Here is an 18,312-nt window from a genome sequence, read left to right on the forward strand (position 1 = left end):
CATCAAAGTTTTTCAGTTTGTAAAGTCATCACCCGGACTTATACAGAAGACATTTTTTCAATATTAATGACCATCACGTCACTTCGAGATATGCTTCTCGGCTTTTGTCCAAAAAAATTCAAAACCTTAATATCCATTTGGTAAAGTGTTACTTTACTTTCCCTTGTCTGTATGCCTACAATTGATGAATTAAACATTAAGCTTTTATCAGAGCTTAAAGAAATAGCTGGCAACCTTGGCGTTGCAGATTATGCTAAACTCCCTAAGAAAGAATTGATAAACAGGATTCTGCTTAAACAGCAGCCTGCAACGGTTAATGAAGCTCCCACAGCTTCTGAGCCTGTTACCAGTACACCCGAGGCTGCTCCCCTTGCCCCGACGGCATCAGATGCGGATGATTTTAATTCCGATGAGCCAAAGAAGAAAAGAGCACGCAGGCCAGCTGAGAATGCTGCCGATACAATGAAACCTGCAAACAACAGGGCGGCTAATGCAAACAACAGACCTGCCAGGTTGAAAAAAGATGCATCCGTTCCTTCGCCTGCTCCCCTATTTGATACTTCCCTGAGAAATCAGCGTCCCGATATAAATGACCGACCAAAAAATTTAGACATTCGTGAAGAAGCGGATTCTGACAGCGATACGCTGAATGATTTGGGCAAAGAAGAAATAGTTAACCAACCAGAAGCAGAAACACCTGCTAATCAAGAAGTTGTTTCAGAGAAATCTGAAATTAATCTGGAAGAAGCAGCTGCGGCGGCCAAAGAAGAAAAGCAGAACCGCCAGCCCAATCAACCTAATCAGCCGAATCAGTCTAGCGATTCAAACGACCGCCAGGCGCAACAGCAGCAACCTGCTCACCGCGACGATCCTTCTTCAAAAATCAAACGCAATTACAATAATTACGTAAGAGAATTTGACGGACTGATCGTTAATGAAGGTGTTCTTGAAATCATGCAGGATGGCGGCTATGGTTTCCTTCGTTCCGCAGATTACAATTACCTGGCTAGTCCGGATGATATATATGTGTCACCTTCTCAGATCAAGCTTTTTGGTTTGAAAACCGGTGATACGGTAAGAGGGCAGATCCGCCCGCCGAAAGAAGGTGAAAAATACTTCGCTTTGCTTCGTGTTGAAACCGTTAATGGAAAAACAACAGAGGAAATCAGGGACCGGATTCCTTTCGAATATCTCACACCACTTTTCCCAGAAGAATGTTTGAAGCTGAGCTCTCGTCCTGACCAGTATTCTACCAGGATCCTCGATCTTTTCGCTCCGATTGGAAAAGGACAGCGTGGGATGATCGTTGCGCAGCCAAAAACGGGTAAAACTGTTTTGCTTAAAGAAATTGCAAACGCCATCACGCGTAACCACCCGGAAGTTTTCCTTTTGATCCTACTGATCGACGAACGCCCGGAAGAGGTAACGGATATGCAGCGCAGCGTAAGAGCTGAGGTTATTGCATCTACATTTGATGAGCAGGCCGATCGTCACGTAAAAGTGGCCAGCATTGTTTTGGAAAAAGCCAAAAGAATGGTTGAATGCGGTCACGATGTGGTTATCCTGCTGGATTCTATCACCCGTCTTGCACGTGCCTATAACACGGTGGTTCCTTCATCCGGTAAAATACTTTCAGGTGGTGTGGATGCGAATGCATTGCACAAACCAAAAAGATTCTTCGGAGCGGCAAGAAATGTTGAAAACGGCGGTTCGCTGACCATCATTGCAACTGCATTGATCGACACAGGTTCAAAAATGGACGAGGTTATCTTTGAAGAATTCAAAGGAACCGGTAACATGGAATTGCAACTGGATCGTAAATTATCCAACAAGCGCGTGTTCCCTGCTATTGATGTGATGGCGTCGGGTACGCGGCGTGAGGATTTGCTTTTGGATAAAGAAACATTGAAAAAAGTGTGGATCCTCAGAAAACACATGTCCGACATGAATGCAATGGAATCCATGGACTTCCTGCTTGAACATATGAAAGGCACCAGAAGCAACGAGGAATTCCTGATCTCCATGAACCGATAAGCATTCAGGCTCATGGAAGATTTGAAGATTATTGAAGGGATCGGGCCGAAGATTGAGGAACTGCTCAATCGGGAAGGCATTCATACCATTGAACAGCTCGCCGACACCTCCATTATCAGGCTGGCGGCCGTTTTGAAAAAAGCAGGCCCAAGGTTTCAGATTCAAAATCCTACTTCCTGGCCGAAACAAGCATTGTTGGCCAAAGAACAGAAATGGGATGAATTGGACCAACTGAAAAAACTGATCATTTCAGGAAAAGAATCCTGACAACATATAAATACAAAAAAGCCCGCTCCTGAAAATCAGCAGCGGGCTTTTTCTTGATTCTATTTGTATTACAATGTCGAAACGGTTCTTTGGATAAACTGCGTCAAATCGCTTCCTGAAAGTAATCCCTGCGAAAGCAATGCGAGATCAAAAACCTGCTTTGCCAGCGATTTCTGCGCTTCCTCATTTTCACTTTGCAGCACACGGCTTATTACCGGGTGATTAGAATTCAGTGAAACCGTATACATCAACGGCATATCACCAAACATCGAGCGTTGTCCTGAGGTCGCCTGCATATCCGTCATACGACGCATAAATTCAGGGAATGTGATTACAACCGGCAATTCATCAACCGGCATCGCTTCCACTTGAACGTGCGCGCTTTTGCTTCCTGCCACTTCTTCAAAGATCTTTTTCACTTTTTCCTGATCGTCCGACGAAAGAATGCTTTCCAATGTCACATCCTTTTCAACCAGCTTGTCAAGCGTATCAGCGTCCACACGCTTCACATTCACTTTTTCGAGTTTTTGTTCAAGCGCATTGATGAAATGTGAATCAATGATCGTAGTAAATGTAAGGACATCATAACTGCGTTTCTTGGCCGACTGGATAAATGCATCCTGCTTTTTCTCATCTGTCGTGTAAAGCCAAACCTGTGTGTCGTTTTTGTCCGTCTGGTTGCCTTTCACGTGTTCGCGATATTCTTCGAAAGTGAAGAACTTACCTTCTGTGTTTTTCAACAAGCAGAAATCCTTCGCTTTTTCATAAAACTTATCGTCGCTGATGATCCCGTATTTCACAAAAAGGCCGATATCATCAAATTTCTTTTCAAAACCTTCACGGTCGTTTTTGAAGATCTCAGAAAGTTTATCCGCTACTTTACGAGTGATATAGCCATTGATTTTCTTAACATTACCATCCGCTTGCAGATAACTTCTCGACACGTTCAAAGGAATGTCCGGCGAATCAATCACACCGTGCAATAGTTGAAGGAAATCGGGGACAATGTCTTTTACTTCGTCGGTAATGAACACCTGGCGACTGTAAAGCTGGATTTTTTCGCGTTGTCCCTGGAAATCATTTTTCAATTTCGGGAAATACAACACCCCTGTCAGGTTGAACGGATAATCCACATTTAAATGGATCCAGAAAAGCGGATCCTCGCTGAACGGGTAAAGCTCTTTATAAAAAGCCAAATAATCTTCGTCTTTCAGGTCAGCCGGATTTTTCGTCCAGATCGGATTCGGATTGTTAATGACTTTTTCTTCAAACTCAATTTCGATAGGCAGGAATTTGCCATATTTTTCAAGAATGCCGCGCAAACGGTGCTCATCCAGAAACTCCTCAGAATCAGCAGCAATGTGCAGGATAATGTCCGAACCACGCTCTGCTTTCTCAGCCGGGCCAAGCTCAAATTCCGTAGAACCGTCGCATTCCCAGCGAACCGCTTCCGCACCTTCCTTGTAAGATTTTGTAATGATCTCTACATTTTCTGCAACCATGTAAGCAGAGTAGAAACCTAGTCCAAAATGACCAATTATGCCTTTATCACCTTTCCCGTCTTCGCCCTTGTCTTTGTATTTCTCAACAAATTCAGTCGCTCCTGAGAATGCAATCTGGTTGATATATTTTTTGATCTCATCCGCAGTCATACCAATCCCATTATCGCTGATTGTAATGGTCTTGGCCTCCTTATCTAGCTTCACAACCACTTTAAGGTCGCCCAGCTCGCCATTGAATTCGCCGTAAGAAGCAAGTTTTTTGATTTTCTGAGACGCGTCGACTGCGTTGGATACTAATTCACGTAAAAAGATTTCGTGGTCCGAATAAAGGAATTTTTTGATAATCGGAAATATGTTCTCGGTATGAATGCTTAGGTTTCCTTTTTCCTGAATCACTGATTCCATAGTTATGCCGTTTTTGTTAATATTATTGAAGAAATTGTTTTTTCTGTCCTGCAATACCGAATACAAATATGCGTTCCAAATACAATTAAAATGCAAGCCGGCTGACAGATTGTCAGGAAAGCTGAAATCAACGACATATAATCAATGGGTTGGTAACTGACTGGCTTTTTTGTTAATATTGCGATCTGTAAACAACTCAACTAAAATCATCCAAACAGTTCATTCAGAACACCAATTAGTAACATGAATCTTATTAAAAAACTCTTCGCAGGCGTATTCTTATTGAGCGCAGTATCAGCTTGCACCACAATGAATTCTGTCCCTCTATCTAATTATACTGTCTTTACGGAAGATTTGCGCCGCGACCTGGAAGCAGCAAATATTGAGATAGCCAAAGTTCAGTTTTTCAATGACAAAGCGATCAATATCCGCCGAGAGGTTTCGGATCCGAACGACATTAAGGTAAACCCGGAAGGACAGATCACGATGAGCAATGGCAAAAGCATTCAGACCATTAATGTGCTTCCATTTACGCCAGGCGTTGCACTAAGCTCCGACAACGGTGTTATCCACGTTTCATGGGATGATACGCAGCAGGATACAAAAGGAATGAAGTTCAATTTGAGCGGTCAGAATTATTTCCTGGATGTGCTTCCAAACAACAAGTTCGACTATAAGGAACGGACATTTGACCTGCAAGGCGGAAACGGCGCCCGTTTATTCGTGAAGAAAGACCTTTTGAAGCAGGTTAAAAATTCAAGAGAAACATTGAAAGGCCGTAAAGTAGGCCAGTAAATCATATTAAAGTTTGTAATGCAAAAAGGTCAGGATATCCTGACCTTTTTGCATTACAAACTTTTAGTTAAGATTAAAATATTGATTTTTCTCACCTGTGATCTTTGGCTTGTTAATAATGGCCGAGTTCTGGATAAGGACCAGCAACATTAATCCGATAACAACCGCTAGCCCAATCTGCAGAAAAGAAATTATTCCAAAACTTGCAATATCACTTTTAGACTCTTTCATCAGATCCTTACCAATGCTCGACTGAATGTTTGTCAGCTCATTCAGATTGGTAATCGTGTTTTTAAATGTGTTCGATCCGGCACCGGCAAACAATTTCCTGCCTTCTTCCTGTGCGCCGGAACTGCATAAGTTGAGCACCGACTTTTCCAATGCCTCATACCGGAGCACTTCGGTTTTAAATGCAGTGAGGCTTTTTGCCTCTTCATCCACAAGATATGTCTTTTCGAATGCCCCTATCAGCGAATCGATGTTCTGATTATGTGCGCTTAATTGTGCCTTTATTTCACTTTTATTTCCTGCACCCTTCGTCAGTAAATATTCTTCCAATGAAAGCCGCTTCCCATACAGATTTTCGGTTAAGTAAATGATGGTTGTCGCCGGTATCAGCCGGTCCTGGTAAATAGACGAAAATGACTTGTCAATCCCCTCCATATTGCGTCTGGACAGCAGTGTGGCCAATATGATCAGCGCCATAATGCCTCCCAGAAGCAATGCTGCTTTCATTTTCTGTTGAATTACAAAAGACCATTTCATGTAACAGTGATTAAAAAATGGAAACTGCTCAATCAATATTCCACATTAAAAAAATACTAAAACTCCTCTGTATAATAACGTTTTATTCGCTACAAATATATCGTCAATATAAGCAAATATGGAAGATAATCCGGGAAATGGGGTATCATTTCCAAATCGTGGTATAATTTTGTTACATTAAATATCTAAAACACTCATCCGTTCATGAATGAAGTTGCCATTGATTTCAGTAAGGTTCACCAGATTCAGCTTTTTGGAATTACCATTTTGGAACCTTCGACTGTAATCTCCAGTCTGATGATGACAGTGATATGCATCTACGCCTTTGTCCATTTAGGTAAGCTGGGACGGGCACACAGGATGTATAGACAAATCCAGTTTTTCTTTCTTTTTATGGGAATTGCCACGGCAATTGGTGGCGTCCTCGGGCACGGTTTCTTATATTTGACCGGTCAGCCAGGAAAAATCCCGGGATGGTTTGCCAGTATGATCGCAGTGGCGCTGTTTGAACGTGCGGCAATCTGGCACATCAAACCGCTGTTACAAGAGCGTAATGGACTTATTTTGGGATGGTTAAATTACGTAGAGCTTGCTGTGTTCTTCATACTGACCTTTATTACGCTCAACTTCGTAGTAGTGGAAATACACGCCTTTTACGGTCTTTTCCTCATGCTCTTCTTAATAGAAATTTATGTTTACAAAAAACGTAAGGATCCGGGGAGCGTCAATATATTCATTGCCACAGGCTTGGGAGCCGTTTCGGCGGGATTGCATGCCTTAAAGTTCAGTTTCGGACCGTGGTTCAACTATAATGATATCAGTCACATTAGTATGGGCGCTTCGATATGGTTTTATTACCAGGGAGCACGGCATATGACCTATTATGGTGAAGAAATGATCAAGCCGGAAGAAGTGCTTGAAAGCGAAAGTGAAAATTGATCTGACAAATTAAAAAAGAGGATGCCTGACAACAGACATCCTCTTTTTTATGGCCGGGCCATCCTACCGGATTACCGATTATTTATTTGGCTGTGGCGTGTAACGCAGGTAAGGCTTCACAATGTTAAGACCTTTTGTAAATTTCTTTTGTGCATCTTCGGTACTTACTGCCGGCACAACAATCACATCCTCGCCATCCTTCCAGTCGGCAGGCGTTGCGACAGAATAATTTGCAGTCAATTGAAGTGAATCAACAACACGCAGAATTTCATTGAAGTTACGTCCAGTGGAAGCAGGATAAGTCAATGTAAGCTTGATCTTTTTATCCGGCCCAACGATAAAGACAGATCTAACTGTCGCTTTCTCGCTTGCATTCGGGTGGATCATATCATAAAGCTCTGCGATCTTGCGGCCTTCGTCTGCGATGATCGGGAAGTTAACTTCCGTATTGTTCACCTCATTAATGTCCGGAATCCAGCGATTGTGCGAATCAATGTCATCAACACTCACAGCGAGCACCTTGACATTCCGTTTCTCAAATTCTCCTTTCAAAAGAGCCGTCTTACCGAGCTCTGTTGTGCAAACCGGTGTAAAGTCGGCAGGGTGAGAAAATAGCAGTCCCCAGCTATCTCCCAACCATTCGTGAAACTTGATCTGGCCTTGGGTGGTGTTTGCCTCGAAATCAGGGGCAATATCTCCTAGTCGAAGTGACATAATGATTATGTTTTAAATGAAAATCTAATCTACTAACATTATAGAGTTTAACACAAAAATAAATAATAAGTTTCAAAAATGCGTTTCTCACATTAAGATGCTTTTTTGCTTAATTTGAACTATAAAGAAGGTTTTTGTTTTCTCAATAAACATCCGCTTTTGTTGCCATGAATTTAAAATTGCCTGTTTATCTGGATAATAATGCGACCACTCCAATGGACCCAATGGTTTTGGAGGAAATGCTGCCTTATTTTTCAGACAAATTCGGCAACGCTGCCAGCCGCACACATTCCTATGGCTGGGAAGCCGAGGAGGCCGTTGACATGGCCCGCGAAAATATCGCCAGTCTGATCGGTGCGCATCCACAGGAAATTGTCTTCACATCAGGTGCAACTGAGGCGGTCAACCTGGCAATTAAGGGCCTTTGGGAAAATAATCGGGAGGAAAAAGGACACATTATCACGGTTATTACCGAGCATAAAGCGGTTCTGGATACTTGTAAGCACATTGAAAATCTGGGCGGTTCAGTCACTTATTTGCCCGTCGAGTCCAATGGATTAATCGATTTGAAAGCGTTGCAACAAGCGATTACGCCGGACACATTCCTGATTGCTGTGATGTATGCCAACAACGAAACGGGTGTTGTCCAGCCGATCAAAGAGATAAGCGACATTGCCAAAGCGAACAGCATTCTGTTCTTGACCGACGCGACACAGGCTGTGGGTAAAATTCCGGTAAATGTGCAGGCAGACGGCATTGACCTGCTGACTTTCAGCGCACACAAACTTTACGGCCCCAAAGGCGTGGGCGCGCTTTATGTAAGAAAGAAAAACCCGGCCGTAATGCTCACCGCTCAAATCGATGGAGGTGGTCACGAGCGCAACATGCGAAGCGGCACGCTTAACGTCCCGGGCATCGTTGCTTTTGGTAAGGCATGCGAAATTTGCGCGCAAAAGATTGCCTCGGAGGGTGAGCGACTGAGTGCGCTGCGTGACAGTTTTGAAAAGCAGCTTTTGGAATTGCACCATATTGATATCAATGCGGGTAATGCCCCTCGTTTGCCGCATGCAACCAATATTTCATTTCATGATATTGATGGTGAAAAAATGATCTTTGAGGCGGCCAGTGACATTGCTTTTTCCAGAAGCTCAGCATGCACTTCTGCCACACTTGAACCCAGTTATGTGTTAAAAGCGATGGGCCTTTCCAATGAATTGATCCACAACACATTCAGGTTTAGCTTTGGCAGATTTTCTACGGAACAACAAGTAGATCACGCTGTTAAAGTAATTTCTAAAATTGTAAAAGAGCATAGGAGTGAAAGAAATCACGGACATCATAAAGTCGTATGACGTGGCGGTTGCGAAGGGAAAAAAAACTGCCTTGGCAACGGTTGTACATGTGGAAGGATCGTCCTACCGGCGTCCCGGAGCACGCATGCTCGTTACGGACGATGGCCAGCTGACAGGCGCTATTAGTGGCGGTTGCCTGGAAGGAGATGCGCTCAGGAAAGCTTTGCTGGCTATCTCTCAACAAAAAAACAAACTCGTAACCTACGACACAACGGACGATAACGACACCACACTAGGCGTTCAGCTTGGCTGTAACGGCATTGTCCATATCCTTTTCGAGCCCATTCATCATAATGATCCTGCCAATCCGATTGTACTTTTAAAAAAGGTGCTGGAAAAGCGGCAAAACGCAGTGGTTATCACACTTTTCTCCCTTAATTCAAGAACCGGAAATCAACCTGGAACTTGCTTTCTGGATTTAGAAACGGACAAGGTCACCATTAACAATTTGACGGAGCCCGAGCTTTTGGAACGCCTGCTTCCACATTCTGAGCTGGTAAAGGAACGTCAGGAATCATTTTTCAAGGAGTTTGCCTTTAATGGTCAGAAGCTGACTGGCTTTGTGGAATATCTACGACCGGCTCCCGCGCTGATCATCGCCGGTGCTGGAAATGACACCATTCCCCTGTCTGAAATGGCGCACATTCTGGGCTGGGACATTACGATTGTTGATGGTCGCAATGGCCATGCAACGAGGCAGCGCTTTCCCAAGGCAAATAATGTTATTGTTGCAAGGCCCTCAGATGTTTTGTCTAAAATTGAAACTGACGCGCAGACATTTTTCGTGCTTATGACGCACAATTACAACTATGATCTGGCGCTGTTAAAAGAGCTGATCAATTTGGAAGAATGCATTTACATTGGTGCACTTGGACCCAAAAAAAAGCTCGAAAGAATGTATAATGACCTTCGAAATGAAGGAGTTGAGGTCACTGATGAACAAAAGTCAAAGATTTTTGGCCCGGTTGGATTGGATGTTGGCGCAGAAACTTCGGAAGAAATAGCATTGTCCGTTCTCGCGGAAATCAAGGCTGTTATGAATGGCCGAACCGGCATTTCGCTGCGTGAAAAACCCGAACCTATCCACAGCAGGTCCGACCAGAAAGTGGATTACCACAAATCCACGCGGGAAGATTTTTTGTGTGAAATACAAACTACTCAATCATAAATTATGTCGGAGCTGTCGGGATATGCGATCATTATTCTTGCTGCGGGCAATTCTTCTAGGCTTGGTGAGCCAAAGCAATTGCTTGTATATCAAAACAAAACGCTTATCAGACACATTGCAGAAGCAGCCATTGAAGCGAAAAGTGCAGCCGTGATTGTAGTAACCGGCTCCAATGCGCCATCGATCGAAAAAGAATTGCATTCACTCTCCTGTCATTCCGTTCACAATCCGGATTGGGAAAGTGGGATGGCTTCTTCTATTGTGGTAGGCACTGATGAACTCATGAGAACGCATCCGAACATTGCCGGGGCCATCTATGCGGTGAGCGATCAGCCTTTTGTTAGTGTTGCGCTTTTTGATGCATTAATTAATAAAGCGTTGGAAAAGAATTCCGGTATTGTTGCATCGGAATACGACAATACATTTGGAACGCCCGTTCTATTTTCCAACAAGTATTTTCCTGCCCTGCTAACCCTTAGCGGTGCGGAAGGAGCTAAAAAACTCGTGAAGAAATTTGCCGACGAGGCCACCTCCATCCCATTCCCACTGGGCAGCGTGGATATTGATACACCCGATGATTATCAGAAGCTGCTGCGTAACAGCTAATTGATACGTAACCAACTTCGCCGGGCCACTTGTCCCCTTTCATGCTATTAAAAATTTTCCCGTAAAACCTTGCTTATTAATTTCAGATATTTACCTTTACAGTGTACTACTTAACTAGAACACTAAACGATTCTGAAATGATCCACCTAGACCGTGTAACCTTTGGATATAGTAAGAAGAAAAAACTGTTTGAGGATTTGTCGCTTCATTTGGAAAGCGGGCACATTTACGGCTTGCTAGGCACAAATGGTGCAGGCAAATCGAGCTTGCTGCGAAATATGGTGGGGCTCCTTTTTCCACAAACCGGCAAGATTCATGTTGGAGGATACGAACCAAAAAAACGACTTCCGGCATTCTTACAAGATGTTTTTTTCTTGCCGGAAGAGATTTACCTGCCGTCGGTAACCATCAGGAAATACCTGGAAATAATGGCGCCCTTCTATCCGAAATTTGATGAAGCGCAATTTGAAAATTACATTTCCCAAATGGACCTGCCCGCAGGCAACAAACTCACAGATATGTCCTACGGCCAGCGCAAAAAGTTTTTGATCGCATTTGCGCTGTCCACCAACACCAAAGTGCTGATCATGGACGAGCCGACGAACGGGCTGGACATTCCTTCAAAAAGTCAGTTCAGAAAACTGGTTTCAACAAGTCTGGATAAAAACAGGCTCATCCTCATCTCAACACACCAGGTGCGTGACCTTGATAATCTTATCGACTCAATCATTATTTTGGAAAACAGCAAGATATTGATTCAGCACAGCCTGGATACGGTGGCTGAAAAGTTATGCTTCGGAACATTAGCCAGCATTGATTACGACAGCCGTGTGCTTTATTCCGAGCCTTCAATCAAAGGTTACAAGGCGGTTTTTGAAAATTCTGACCTCGAAGAAAGCCGTGTAGACCTTGAATATTTATTCAATGCCGTGCTTGAAAATCCGGAACGAATCAAACAAATTTTTAGCAAAAACTAGCAGATTATGAATCAGACATTTAACATTCACAGGTTCGCACTCGTTATCAAGCTTGACTTTTCCGAGCGGGCCAAAAATTACCTGATGATCGCCGCTATCCTGCTGGTATTATTGCTCTCAATGATGCTTCCCATTACAACGTCAAATAAACCAGTTGGTTTTTACGAAGCTTTGCATTACATGGCACTTTTCGTCGTCATGATTTTCGCAACTTCTCTTTACACGGGCAGTGCAATGACACATTATACCGCTTTCCCAACTTCCATCAGCAGTTTGATGCTGCCTGCCTCAAATTTGGAGAAATTTCTAAGTGCTCTTTTCTTCAACCTCGTGTTCATTGTGCCGTTCCTGATCCTTTTTTTCCAATTGCATTACAGAACAATTGATGTTGCCAATGCCCAATTCCCGGCTAACAGCTACAAATACCCATATATAAAACCAGATTTGGCAGTTTACTTTTGCTTTACCTATTTTATGCTGCACAGCATTGTCTTTTTAGGATCAATCTATTTTTCAAAGCGGTCATATGTCAAAACTGCGGCATTTATAATCATTGCAGTGACTGTTGTCTTCACCATCCACATTGTGCTCGCCGGATATCTGGCTCACTATCCATCCCATATTAACACTTTACCCCTTGCCGGATGGGAAATTTGGTATTTCGAGGGGCAAAATATCGCTTCGGGCGTTAATGAGTTGCATGTTATACATTCATTAACAAATTATCGTGTGATACAAGGTTTTACGGCACTATTTATCCTGAGCTTTTGGTACATGGCCTATCTACGACTTAAAGAAAAGGAAGTTTAAAAAGCGCATTCATGGAATTTAAAGATAAACAGTCTATTTACCTTCAAATTGCGGATTATATCTGCGAGCAGATATTGTTGGGTAAATGGCCTCCAAACGAGCGCATTCCATCTGTTAGGGATCTCGGCGGAATGCTGGAAGTTAATCCGAACACAATTATGCGGACCTATGATTTTTTGCAGAATAAGGAAATTATTTTTAATAAAAGAGGCATTGGCTATTCTGTGAGCGAAGATGCGCAACAACGCATTTTGCTTTATAAAAAAGAGCGTTTCCTTGAATCGGAGTTGCCGGAAGTTTTCAAAACGCTCTATCTGCTCAATATCACCATGGACGAGGTAGAAACGCTATATAAGCAGTTTGTCGTAGATACATTTCCTCTAAACAATTAATCTAATAGCTATGAAAGCCAGCAATATATTACTCGTAATAATGGTCTCCATGTTCCTGACAGCGGTCATCGGATCCAATTTGATCCTGAAAAAAGGTTTTGATTCGCTTAACAGAAAAGATCCATATACAGGTTATAAGGGCCACAGCGTTGCACCATTTCGTTATGTAAAATTACAGGGCAAACACTTTGGCGTTAGTGAGATTAGTTATGGTGAAGACTATGAGATCAAGTCTATTTTGGATCAAAAAAACATTAACTGGAAAGTTGTAAATGACACATTGATAGTTAGCTACAATAAGGAAATACCGCAAGGATGGCAACTTTCGGAACACTTACTTTATTCAAGGCCTGTCGTGTACATTTTGGCTCCACGGCTGGACGGACTGGAATCCCAAAACATCATTTGTAAGATCAAAGGCTTCAAGGGAGAAAAGTTGCAAGTCATGCAACATGGAAGTGCAATTCTTCTGTCAGACAATCAGGTAACCAACCTGGATGCACAATTTGGCGCTGGCGCAATCGCCAAATTGAATGGTAAGAACCAGTTTGGAGAGAGCAAGATCGTAGTAACGGACAGCAGCAGTTTTCAAGTTGACGCTGATATTTTCGAGTCCTTAGACCTCAAAGTCGGAAACAGCGCTCACGCAAATCTGCCCGGAAGCTTGCTGAGGAAACTATGATTTTTTTGATCTCCGGGTGAACCCGGAGATCAAAAAAGAATAAATCTATTTTATCCCAAGCATTAAACTGGTGCTGCCGCCAGCATTAGTAGTGGGCAGCACACCGTTCCATTTGGAAACCCATTCCTGCTGAATCAGCAATGGCGTCAATGTTTTTTGCCGGAGTTGGTTGGCTTCTGCTTCGGCCCGGGCTTTGATCAATGTTGCCTTAGCCTGACCTTCCGCACGCGCTATAATTACTTTTGCCTCCGCCTCTGCTTGCTTCGCCATATTTTCAGCCTTCAACCGTGCTTGAATAGACGTATTTTTCTCGTCGATCATCTGGCGCAAAGAAGGCGGAGGTGTGATGGCAGAGGTCAGCTGGTCATATATAAAGCCGTCTTTTCCCAGTGTCTTGGTCAATACATTCTGAACACGGTCCTCGAACGCTTCCCGGTTCGACATCACGCTGTCCGAGCTGAATGAATTGGCAACGATCCGATAGGCGTCATAAATTGTGTTCTTCATAAAACCTTGTTGAATTTCTCCTAACGGTCGTCTGTATTGGCGGTAAATCTGCGGGACTTTATCCGGGTTAATGTGGTAATTTAGCTTCGGGTCCACCTTAAATTCTGCGGCATCTTTTGTTGTAATTACAAAAGAATCGTAATCAACGCTTTGCGTAAAAGTAGGAAACTCAATGATCTTGGTTGTCCAGGCGTTGTACCAAACGCGGCCGGTCACCAATGTAATGTTATCAACCCCTTTGTCTGTTCCGTAAAGGTTGATTCGAATGCCTACATTACCAGCATCGATGTTTTCAAACGTAAAAGGCTGGACGAACAGCAACATTACGGCCAGGAAAAAACTTACAGAAGCAATAACAATTTTTCTACCTAGGGTCATTATATTTTAGATTTAGAAGAGCTGAAAAACTGATTGAGATCCGCAACAAGAAAATAGATGGCACTACCAATGATCGCCAAACCGCCAAATACAAGCAGGTCGGATTGCGCATTAATAAGCTTAAGGGAGTAAGTGATGACGATGATAACCGCCACGATTTTGAGAAAGTATTTCATGTCTGTGAGGTTTGTTTGAAGTAAATTTAATGCTATCAAACCCAGACATGTAATAAATTTATCCAGTGGTGTCTTTGGAACGTTAAACGTATCAAAAAGCATTACAAACAAAAAAGACGCATCCTTTTCAGACGCGTCTTTTTGACATCATAATCTTTTCAATTTCAGAGATTTCCCGCCGCAGCCTGATCAACAAACCAATGAAGTTGTCCTTTTACCGGCTTTATGATCTGAGATGGGTAAAGATCAATGTTAGGCTCGCCCTTTAAAACGTGTTTCAAAGTTTCTGCTTTTCCCGCGCCTGCTGCCAGAAAAGCAACACAGGCTGCACTATTGACAACCGGAGCCGTCAGCGTAATCCTGAACATCTCCTGAGCTGGCAGATAAAATGCTTTAACCCAGGCTCTTTCTTCGTGGATGACCTCTGTACCAGGAAATAAGGACAATGTATGTCCGTCATCTCCCATACCCAACAACACGAAATCGAATGTAACTTCCGGGTCATTGAAATATTCCTTCAAGACCTTTTCGTATTCAATGGCAGATTCTTCAGGCCCGATATCGGTGCGCATGATATGAATGTGAGCGGGGTTAACCGGCACTTTATTCAATAATTCGTCATAGCACATTTTTGCATTGTTCCGCGAATCTTCAAAAGGAACAGCCCGCTCATCTCCCCAGAAAAAATGGATCTTTTGCCAGTCAATTGCCTCTTTATAAGGTGATTCTGCCAGCAATGCATAAAGTTGCTTGGGTGTGCTGCCACCGGACAATACGAATGTAAATCGGTCCTGTTTTGACAGCACGTCTTTGATATAATCACTTAACCAGGCAGCCAGATCATGACTGAGCCGTCCGGTATCGTTTGCAATGTGCATTTCCATAATTAAGGCGCTGGTGGAAGGTTGATCCAGGTGTGCCCGTCGCGTGCAAGAAGTGCGTCCGAGCCGTCCGGGCCCCAGGAATCTGGTGCGTAATTGGGGAAATCCTGCGGTGTTCTGGCCTCCCAGGTTTCCAGGATCGGCATAATCACTTTCCAGGCTGCATCCACCTGATCGTTGCGCATGAACAATGTTGCATCGCCCTCCATTACATCCAGAAGCAATGTTTCATAGGCTTCGGGAGCATGTTCGCCAGCAACTGCGTCATAATCAAACGTCATGTCAACAGGATCCAATGTCATGGTTTGTCCCGGACGTTTCGCCTGAAAACGAATGCTAATGTCCATGTTCGGCTGAATACTGATCGTCAACCGGTTAGAACGCCATGTTTCGGCAGCTTCTGCCGGGAATGCGTAATGCGGGGCCGGCTTGAACTGCAATGTAATGTGCGTTGCTTTTTGATTCAAAAACTTGCCTGTGCGTACATAAAAAGGAACACCCTGCCAACGCCAGTTATCAATATAAAACTTCGCAGCGGCAAATGTATCAATGTTGGACTGCGGGTTCACCCCTTCTTCCTGACGATATCCAACCACTTTTTCACCCTTTTTCCAACCTCCCGAATACTGCCCGCGGACAGCATAATCGTGAACCTGATCTTTTGTGATGCGACGGATCGCATTCAGAACATCCACTTTTTTGTTACGGATTTCATTGGCATCAAAAGAAACAGGAGGCTCCATTGCGATCATACAAAGAATCTGCAGAATGTGGTTTTGAACCATATCGCGCAAAGCTCCGGCATGCTCAAAATAGCCTCCCCTGCCCTCTAATCCAACACTCTCCGCAGCTGTGATCTGAATGTGATCAATATAATGGCGGTTCCAAAGCGGTTCGAAAAGTGCATTTGCAAAACGCAAAGCCAGGATATTCTGAACCGTTTCTTTCCCTAAATAATGGTCAATGCGGAAAATTTGCTCCTCAGCAAACATGCTGGAAAGCAACTCATTAAGCTCGTGCGCACTTTCCAGATCATGCCCAAACGGCTTTTCAACCACAATCCTGGTCGTGCCTTTTTCTGAACAGATTTTCAATGCGCCTAATTTCTGGGCGATCGAAGGAACAAGCTGAGGTGCAACAGCCAGGTAAAATATAACATTAGGATGTACGCCCCATTCCTCTTCTTTTTGTTTTACCAAATCGGTGATTAAATGGTAAGCAGCTGCATCGTCACCATCCATTTGCAGATAGGAAACGTGCTCAGCGAACTCTGTCCAGTGACCGTTCTGTTTTCCTTTACGGCGCGAAAACTTGGTTACGCCATCCAGCAGATGCTCGTGATATTTCTCGTTTGAGTAAGCACTGCGGCCAATGCCCGCTATGGCAAACTTCTCTGGCATCCAGTTATCTAAAAACAGATTATAAAGTGCCGGAGTCAGTTTCCTGTAATTAAGGTCCCCGCTTCCTCCGAAAATAAATAACACTGAGGCAGGTGGACGTTTATTGGTTTGCATAAAATTTCTAATTTATTGTTGACCCCACTCTGTATGAAAAGTACCGGGGATATCGATACGTTGATAAGTATGCGCTCCAAAATAATCACGCTGTGCCTGGATCAGGTTGGTAGGCATGCGCTTGGATTTATAGGCGTCAAAGTAAGCCAGAGACGACATTAACCCTGCTGCAGCCACTCCTGCCTTGGCTGCAAACGCGATCAGCGAACGCGTATTATCTTCTACCGACTTAACGACTGAGGCGACCTCTTGGTTCAGCAGAATGTTGGATAATTCCGGTGTTTGCGTATATGCATGCGTAAATATTTCCAATAAGGAAGAACGGATAATACAGCCGCCCCGCCACACGCTCACCACTTTTGGAAGCGGGATGTCCATTGCCAGATCTTTTGAAGCCTGGAACAACATCGCAAGTCCTTGTGCGTAGGCCAAAATCGTCCCGAAATACAATGCATCATGCACTTCCTGAACTAGTTCGTCAGACGGCGCAGATGATCCGTAACCTTCTTTCGCATAAATTTCAGCGGCCTGCACACGCTCATCCTTATAGCCAGACAATGTACGCATTGCTACCGCTGTATCGATAACTGGCACAGCAACAGGCAGTTCCATAGAATCCTGCGAAGTCCATTTACCAGTTCCTTTGGAACCTGCTTTATCAGAAATCACGTCAACAAGATGGGCGTCGCTTTGATCGTCCATTTGCAAGAATATATCCGCGGTAATTTCAACTAAAAACGATTGCAACTTACCTTCATTCCAGGTTTTAAAAACTTCGTGCAACTGCTGGTTAGTCAGTCCGGCGTGTTTCAGGATTGCATATGATTCACTGATCAATTGCATGATCGCGTATTCAATACCGTTATGCACCATTTTAACGTAGTGACCGGCTCCTTCTTTGCCAAGGTAATCTACACAGGGAGTTCCATCCACTTTGGCAGCAATGGCTTCCAGCATAGGCCTGACATGCTCATAAGCAGCCTGATCACCTCCAGGCATAATGCTCGGTCCCGTGCGTGCACCTTGCTCGCCGCCGGAAACACCAATGCCCATAAAATGTATTTCCTTCTCACGCAGGTATTTAACCCGTCTCAATGTATCTGTATAATGTGAGTTTCCACCGTCGATGATCACATCGCCTTTTTCCAGCAAAGGAAGCAAAGAAGCGATCACGTCGTCAACAGGCTGACCGGCTGGAACAAGCATCATTACTTTGCGAGGGCGCTGCAAAAGCTGGATCATTTGTGCAAGCTCGGCAACCCCTTTAACAGTGGTTCCGGGTGTTGCAGCAGATTCCAAAGCCGCGTTTTTGGCCCCATCTTTATCGAAACCGATAACAGAGAAGCCATGATCGGCCATGTTGAGCAACAGGTTCCTACCCATCACCCCAAGTCCGATCATTCCAAAATCGAATACGTTATTTGACATAATTTAAGCGTCTTGAATAA

19 protein-coding genes are annotated in these 18,312 nt (G+C 43.8%); 11 read left to right on the forward strand and 8 right to left on the reverse strand.

What is annotated here, in order from left to right; translation table 11 throughout:
- Positions 1–171 precede the first annotated feature (171 nt).
- Entirely contained in the window at positions 172–2,034 is a 1,863-nt protein-coding gene (rho, locus tag B5X68_RS03655) for a transcription termination factor Rho (RefSeq protein WP_082213290.1), read from the forward strand.
- A gap of 12 nt (positions 2,035–2,046) precedes the next feature.
- Positions 2,047–2,301, forward strand: a complete 255-nt coding sequence (locus tag B5X68_RS03660) for a helix-hairpin-helix domain-containing protein (protein WP_082213291.1) — start codon at positions 2,047–2,049, stop codon at positions 2,299–2,301.
- 68 nt (positions 2,302–2,369) lie between these two features.
- Here B5X68_RS03660 and htpG read toward each other — a convergent pair whose 3' ends face one another.
- Entirely contained in the window at positions 2,370–4,208 is a 1,839-nt protein-coding gene (htpG, locus tag B5X68_RS03665) for a molecular chaperone HtpG (RefSeq protein WP_082213977.1), read from the reverse strand.
- 309 nt (positions 4,209–4,517) lie between these two features.
- Between htpG and B5X68_RS03670 the strand changes: the two genes are divergently transcribed.
- On the forward strand, positions 4,518–5,003 hold the full coding sequence (locus B5X68_RS03670; protein ID WP_229208269.1) for a hypothetical protein: 486 nt from the start codon (positions 4,518–4,520) through the stop codon (positions 5,001–5,003).
- Positions 5,004–5,066: 63 nt separating this feature from the next.
- Here B5X68_RS03670 and B5X68_RS03675 read toward each other — a convergent pair whose 3' ends face one another.
- Positions 5,067–5,768 carry an MCP four helix bundle domain-containing protein gene (locus B5X68_RS03675; RefSeq protein ID WP_082213293.1) on the reverse strand — a complete coding sequence of 234 codons (702 nt, stop codon included), beginning with the start codon at positions 5,766–5,768 and terminating at the stop codon, positions 5,067–5,069.
- A 204-nt stretch (positions 5,769–5,972) separates the two neighbouring features.
- On the opposite strand from B5X68_RS03675, the gene B5X68_RS03680 reads away from it, so the two are divergent.
- The gene (locus tag B5X68_RS03680) at positions 5,973–6,707 is read left to right on the forward strand and encodes a DUF6962 family protein (RefSeq protein ID WP_082213294.1); all 735 of its coding nucleotides are present in this window, start codon (positions 5,973–5,975) and stop codon (positions 6,705–6,707) included.
- 78 nt (positions 6,708–6,785) lie between these two features.
- Here the strand turns inward: B5X68_RS03680 and B5X68_RS03685 are convergent, their stop codons facing one another.
- Positions 6,786–7,421: a peroxiredoxin gene (locus B5X68_RS03685; protein ID WP_082213295.1), complete on the reverse strand. Its 636-nt coding sequence runs from the start codon at positions 7,419–7,421 to the stop codon at positions 6,786–6,788.
- Between the two features lie 167 nt (positions 7,422–7,588).
- On the opposite strand from B5X68_RS03685, the gene B5X68_RS03690 reads away from it, so the two are divergent.
- From B5X68_RS03690 to B5X68_RS03720, 7 genes are all read left to right on the forward strand, one after another.
- Entirely contained in the window at positions 7,589–8,773 is a 1,185-nt protein-coding gene (locus tag B5X68_RS03690) for a cysteine desulfurase family protein (protein ID WP_082213296.1), read from the forward strand.
- Complete coding sequence (locus tag B5X68_RS03695; protein ID WP_082213297.1) at positions 8,739–9,941, forward strand: XdhC family protein; 1,203 nt, start codon at positions 8,739–8,741, stop codon at positions 9,939–9,941. The genes B5X68_RS03690 and B5X68_RS03695 overlap by 35 nt, the downstream gene beginning before the upstream one ends.
- Before the next feature lie 3 nt (positions 9,942–9,944).
- Positions 9,945–10,547, forward strand: a complete 603-nt coding sequence (locus B5X68_RS03700; protein WP_082213298.1) for a nucleotidyltransferase family protein — start codon at positions 9,945–9,947, stop codon at positions 10,545–10,547.
- A gap of 137 nt (positions 10,548–10,684) precedes the next feature.
- Positions 10,685–11,524 (forward strand): ABC transporter ATP-binding protein, encoded by an 840-nt coding sequence (locus tag B5X68_RS03705; protein WP_082213299.1) that lies wholly within the window; start codon positions 10,685–10,687, stop codon positions 11,522–11,524.
- Between the two features lie 6 nt (positions 11,525–11,530).
- On the forward strand, positions 11,531–12,334 hold the full coding sequence (locus B5X68_RS03710; RefSeq protein ID WP_082213300.1) for a hypothetical protein: 804 nt from the start codon (positions 11,531–11,533) through the stop codon (positions 12,332–12,334).
- Between the two features lie 11 nt (positions 12,335–12,345).
- Entirely contained in the window at positions 12,346–12,726 is a 381-nt protein-coding gene (locus B5X68_RS03715) for a GntR family transcriptional regulator (protein ID WP_082213301.1), read from the forward strand.
- A 10-nt stretch (positions 12,727–12,736) separates the two neighbouring features.
- On the forward strand, positions 12,737–13,408 hold the full coding sequence (locus B5X68_RS03720; RefSeq protein WP_082213302.1) for a hypothetical protein: 672 nt from the start codon (positions 12,737–12,739) through the stop codon (positions 13,406–13,408).
- Between the two features lie 45 nt (positions 13,409–13,453).
- Here the strand turns inward: B5X68_RS03720 and B5X68_RS03725 are convergent, their stop codons facing one another.
- The 5 genes from B5X68_RS03725 to gnd form a co-directional block, all read right to left on the reverse strand.
- Positions 13,454–14,293 (reverse strand): prohibitin family protein, encoded by an 840-nt coding sequence (locus tag B5X68_RS03725; RefSeq protein ID WP_082213303.1) that lies wholly within the window; start codon positions 14,291–14,293, stop codon positions 13,454–13,456.
- A complete protein-coding gene (locus tag B5X68_RS28830; RefSeq protein WP_170916574.1) occupies positions 14,293–14,469 on the reverse strand; it encodes a hypothetical protein in 177 nt (58 codons plus the stop codon). The genes B5X68_RS03725 and B5X68_RS28830 overlap by 1 nt, the downstream gene beginning before the upstream one ends.
- A gap of 164 nt (positions 14,470–14,633) precedes the next feature.
- Positions 14,634–15,353, reverse strand: a complete 720-nt coding sequence (gene pgl, locus B5X68_RS03735) for a 6-phosphogluconolactonase (RefSeq protein ID WP_082213305.1) — start codon at positions 15,351–15,353, stop codon at positions 14,634–14,636.
- A 2-nt stretch (positions 15,354–15,355) separates the two neighbouring features.
- Positions 15,356–16,864 carry a glucose-6-phosphate dehydrogenase gene (zwf, locus tag B5X68_RS03740; RefSeq protein ID WP_082213306.1) on the reverse strand — a complete coding sequence of 503 codons (1,509 nt, stop codon included), beginning with the start codon at positions 16,862–16,864 and terminating at the stop codon, positions 15,356–15,358.
- A gap of 12 nt (positions 16,865–16,876) precedes the next feature.
- A complete protein-coding gene (gene gnd / locus B5X68_RS03745) occupies positions 16,877–18,292 on the reverse strand; it encodes an NADP-dependent phosphogluconate dehydrogenase (RefSeq protein ID WP_082213307.1) in 1,416 nt (471 codons plus the stop codon).
- Positions 18,293–18,312: the final 20 nt, after the last annotated feature.

The sequence above is a fragment of the Dyadobacter psychrophilus genome (assembly GCF_900167945.1).
GTDB lineage: Bacteria > Bacteroidota > Bacteroidia > Cytophagales > Spirosomataceae > Dyadobacter > Dyadobacter psychrophilus.

Excerpts from the sequence above, each read along its gene's own strand:
- rho (WP_082213290.1), top strand. The coding sequence starts at position 172 with ATGCCTACAATTGATGAATTAAACATTAAGCTTTTATCAGAGCTTAAA.
- B5X68_RS03660 (WP_082213291.1), top strand. The coding sequence starts at position 2,047 with ATGGAAGATTTGAAGATTATTGAAGGGATCGGGCCGAAGATTGAGGAA.
- htpG (WP_082213977.1), bottom strand. The coding sequence starts at position 4,208 with ATGGAATCAGTGATTCAGGAAAAAGGAAACCTAAGCATTCATACCGAG.
- B5X68_RS03670 (WP_229208269.1), top strand. The coding sequence starts at position 4,518 with ATGAATTCTGTCCCTCTATCTAATTATACTGTCTTTACGGAAGATTTG.
- B5X68_RS03675 (WP_082213293.1), bottom strand. The coding sequence starts at position 5,768 with ATGAAATGGTCTTTTGTAATTCAACAGAAAATGAAAGCAGCATTGCTT.
- B5X68_RS03680 (WP_082213294.1), top strand. The coding sequence starts at position 5,973 with ATGAATGAAGTTGCCATTGATTTCAGTAAGGTTCACCAGATTCAGCTT.
- B5X68_RS03685 (WP_082213295.1), bottom strand. The coding sequence starts at position 7,421 with ATGTCACTTCGACTAGGAGATATTGCCCCTGATTTCGAGGCAAACACC.
- B5X68_RS03690 (WP_082213296.1), top strand. The coding sequence starts at position 7,589 with ATGAATTTAAAATTGCCTGTTTATCTGGATAATAATGCGACCACTCCA.
- B5X68_RS03700 (WP_082213298.1), top strand. The coding sequence starts at position 9,945 with ATGTCGGAGCTGTCGGGATATGCGATCATTATTCTTGCTGCGGGCAAT.
- B5X68_RS03705 (WP_082213299.1), top strand. The coding sequence starts at position 10,685 with ATGATCCACCTAGACCGTGTAACCTTTGGATATAGTAAGAAGAAAAAA.
- B5X68_RS03710 (WP_082213300.1), top strand. The coding sequence starts at position 11,531 with ATGAATCAGACATTTAACATTCACAGGTTCGCACTCGTTATCAAGCTT.
- B5X68_RS03715 (WP_082213301.1), top strand. The coding sequence starts at position 12,346 with ATGGAATTTAAAGATAAACAGTCTATTTACCTTCAAATTGCGGATTAT.
- B5X68_RS03720 (WP_082213302.1), top strand. The coding sequence starts at position 12,737 with ATGAAAGCCAGCAATATATTACTCGTAATAATGGTCTCCATGTTCCTG.
- B5X68_RS03725 (WP_082213303.1), bottom strand. The coding sequence starts at position 14,293 with ATGACCCTAGGTAGAAAAATTGTTATTGCTTCTGTAAGTTTTTTCCTG.
- B5X68_RS28830 (WP_170916574.1), bottom strand. The coding sequence starts at position 14,469 with ATGAAATACTTTCTCAAAATCGTGGCGGTTATCATCGTCATCACTTAC.
- pgl (WP_082213305.1), bottom strand. The coding sequence starts at position 15,353 with ATGGAAATGCACATTGCAAACGATACCGGACGGCTCAGTCATGATCTG.
- zwf (WP_082213306.1), bottom strand. The coding sequence starts at position 16,864 with ATGCAAACCAATAAACGTCCACCTGCCTCAGTGTTATTTATTTTCGGA.
- gnd (WP_082213307.1), bottom strand. The coding sequence starts at position 18,292 with ATGTCAAATAACGTATTCGATTTTGGAATGATCGGACTTGGGGTGATG.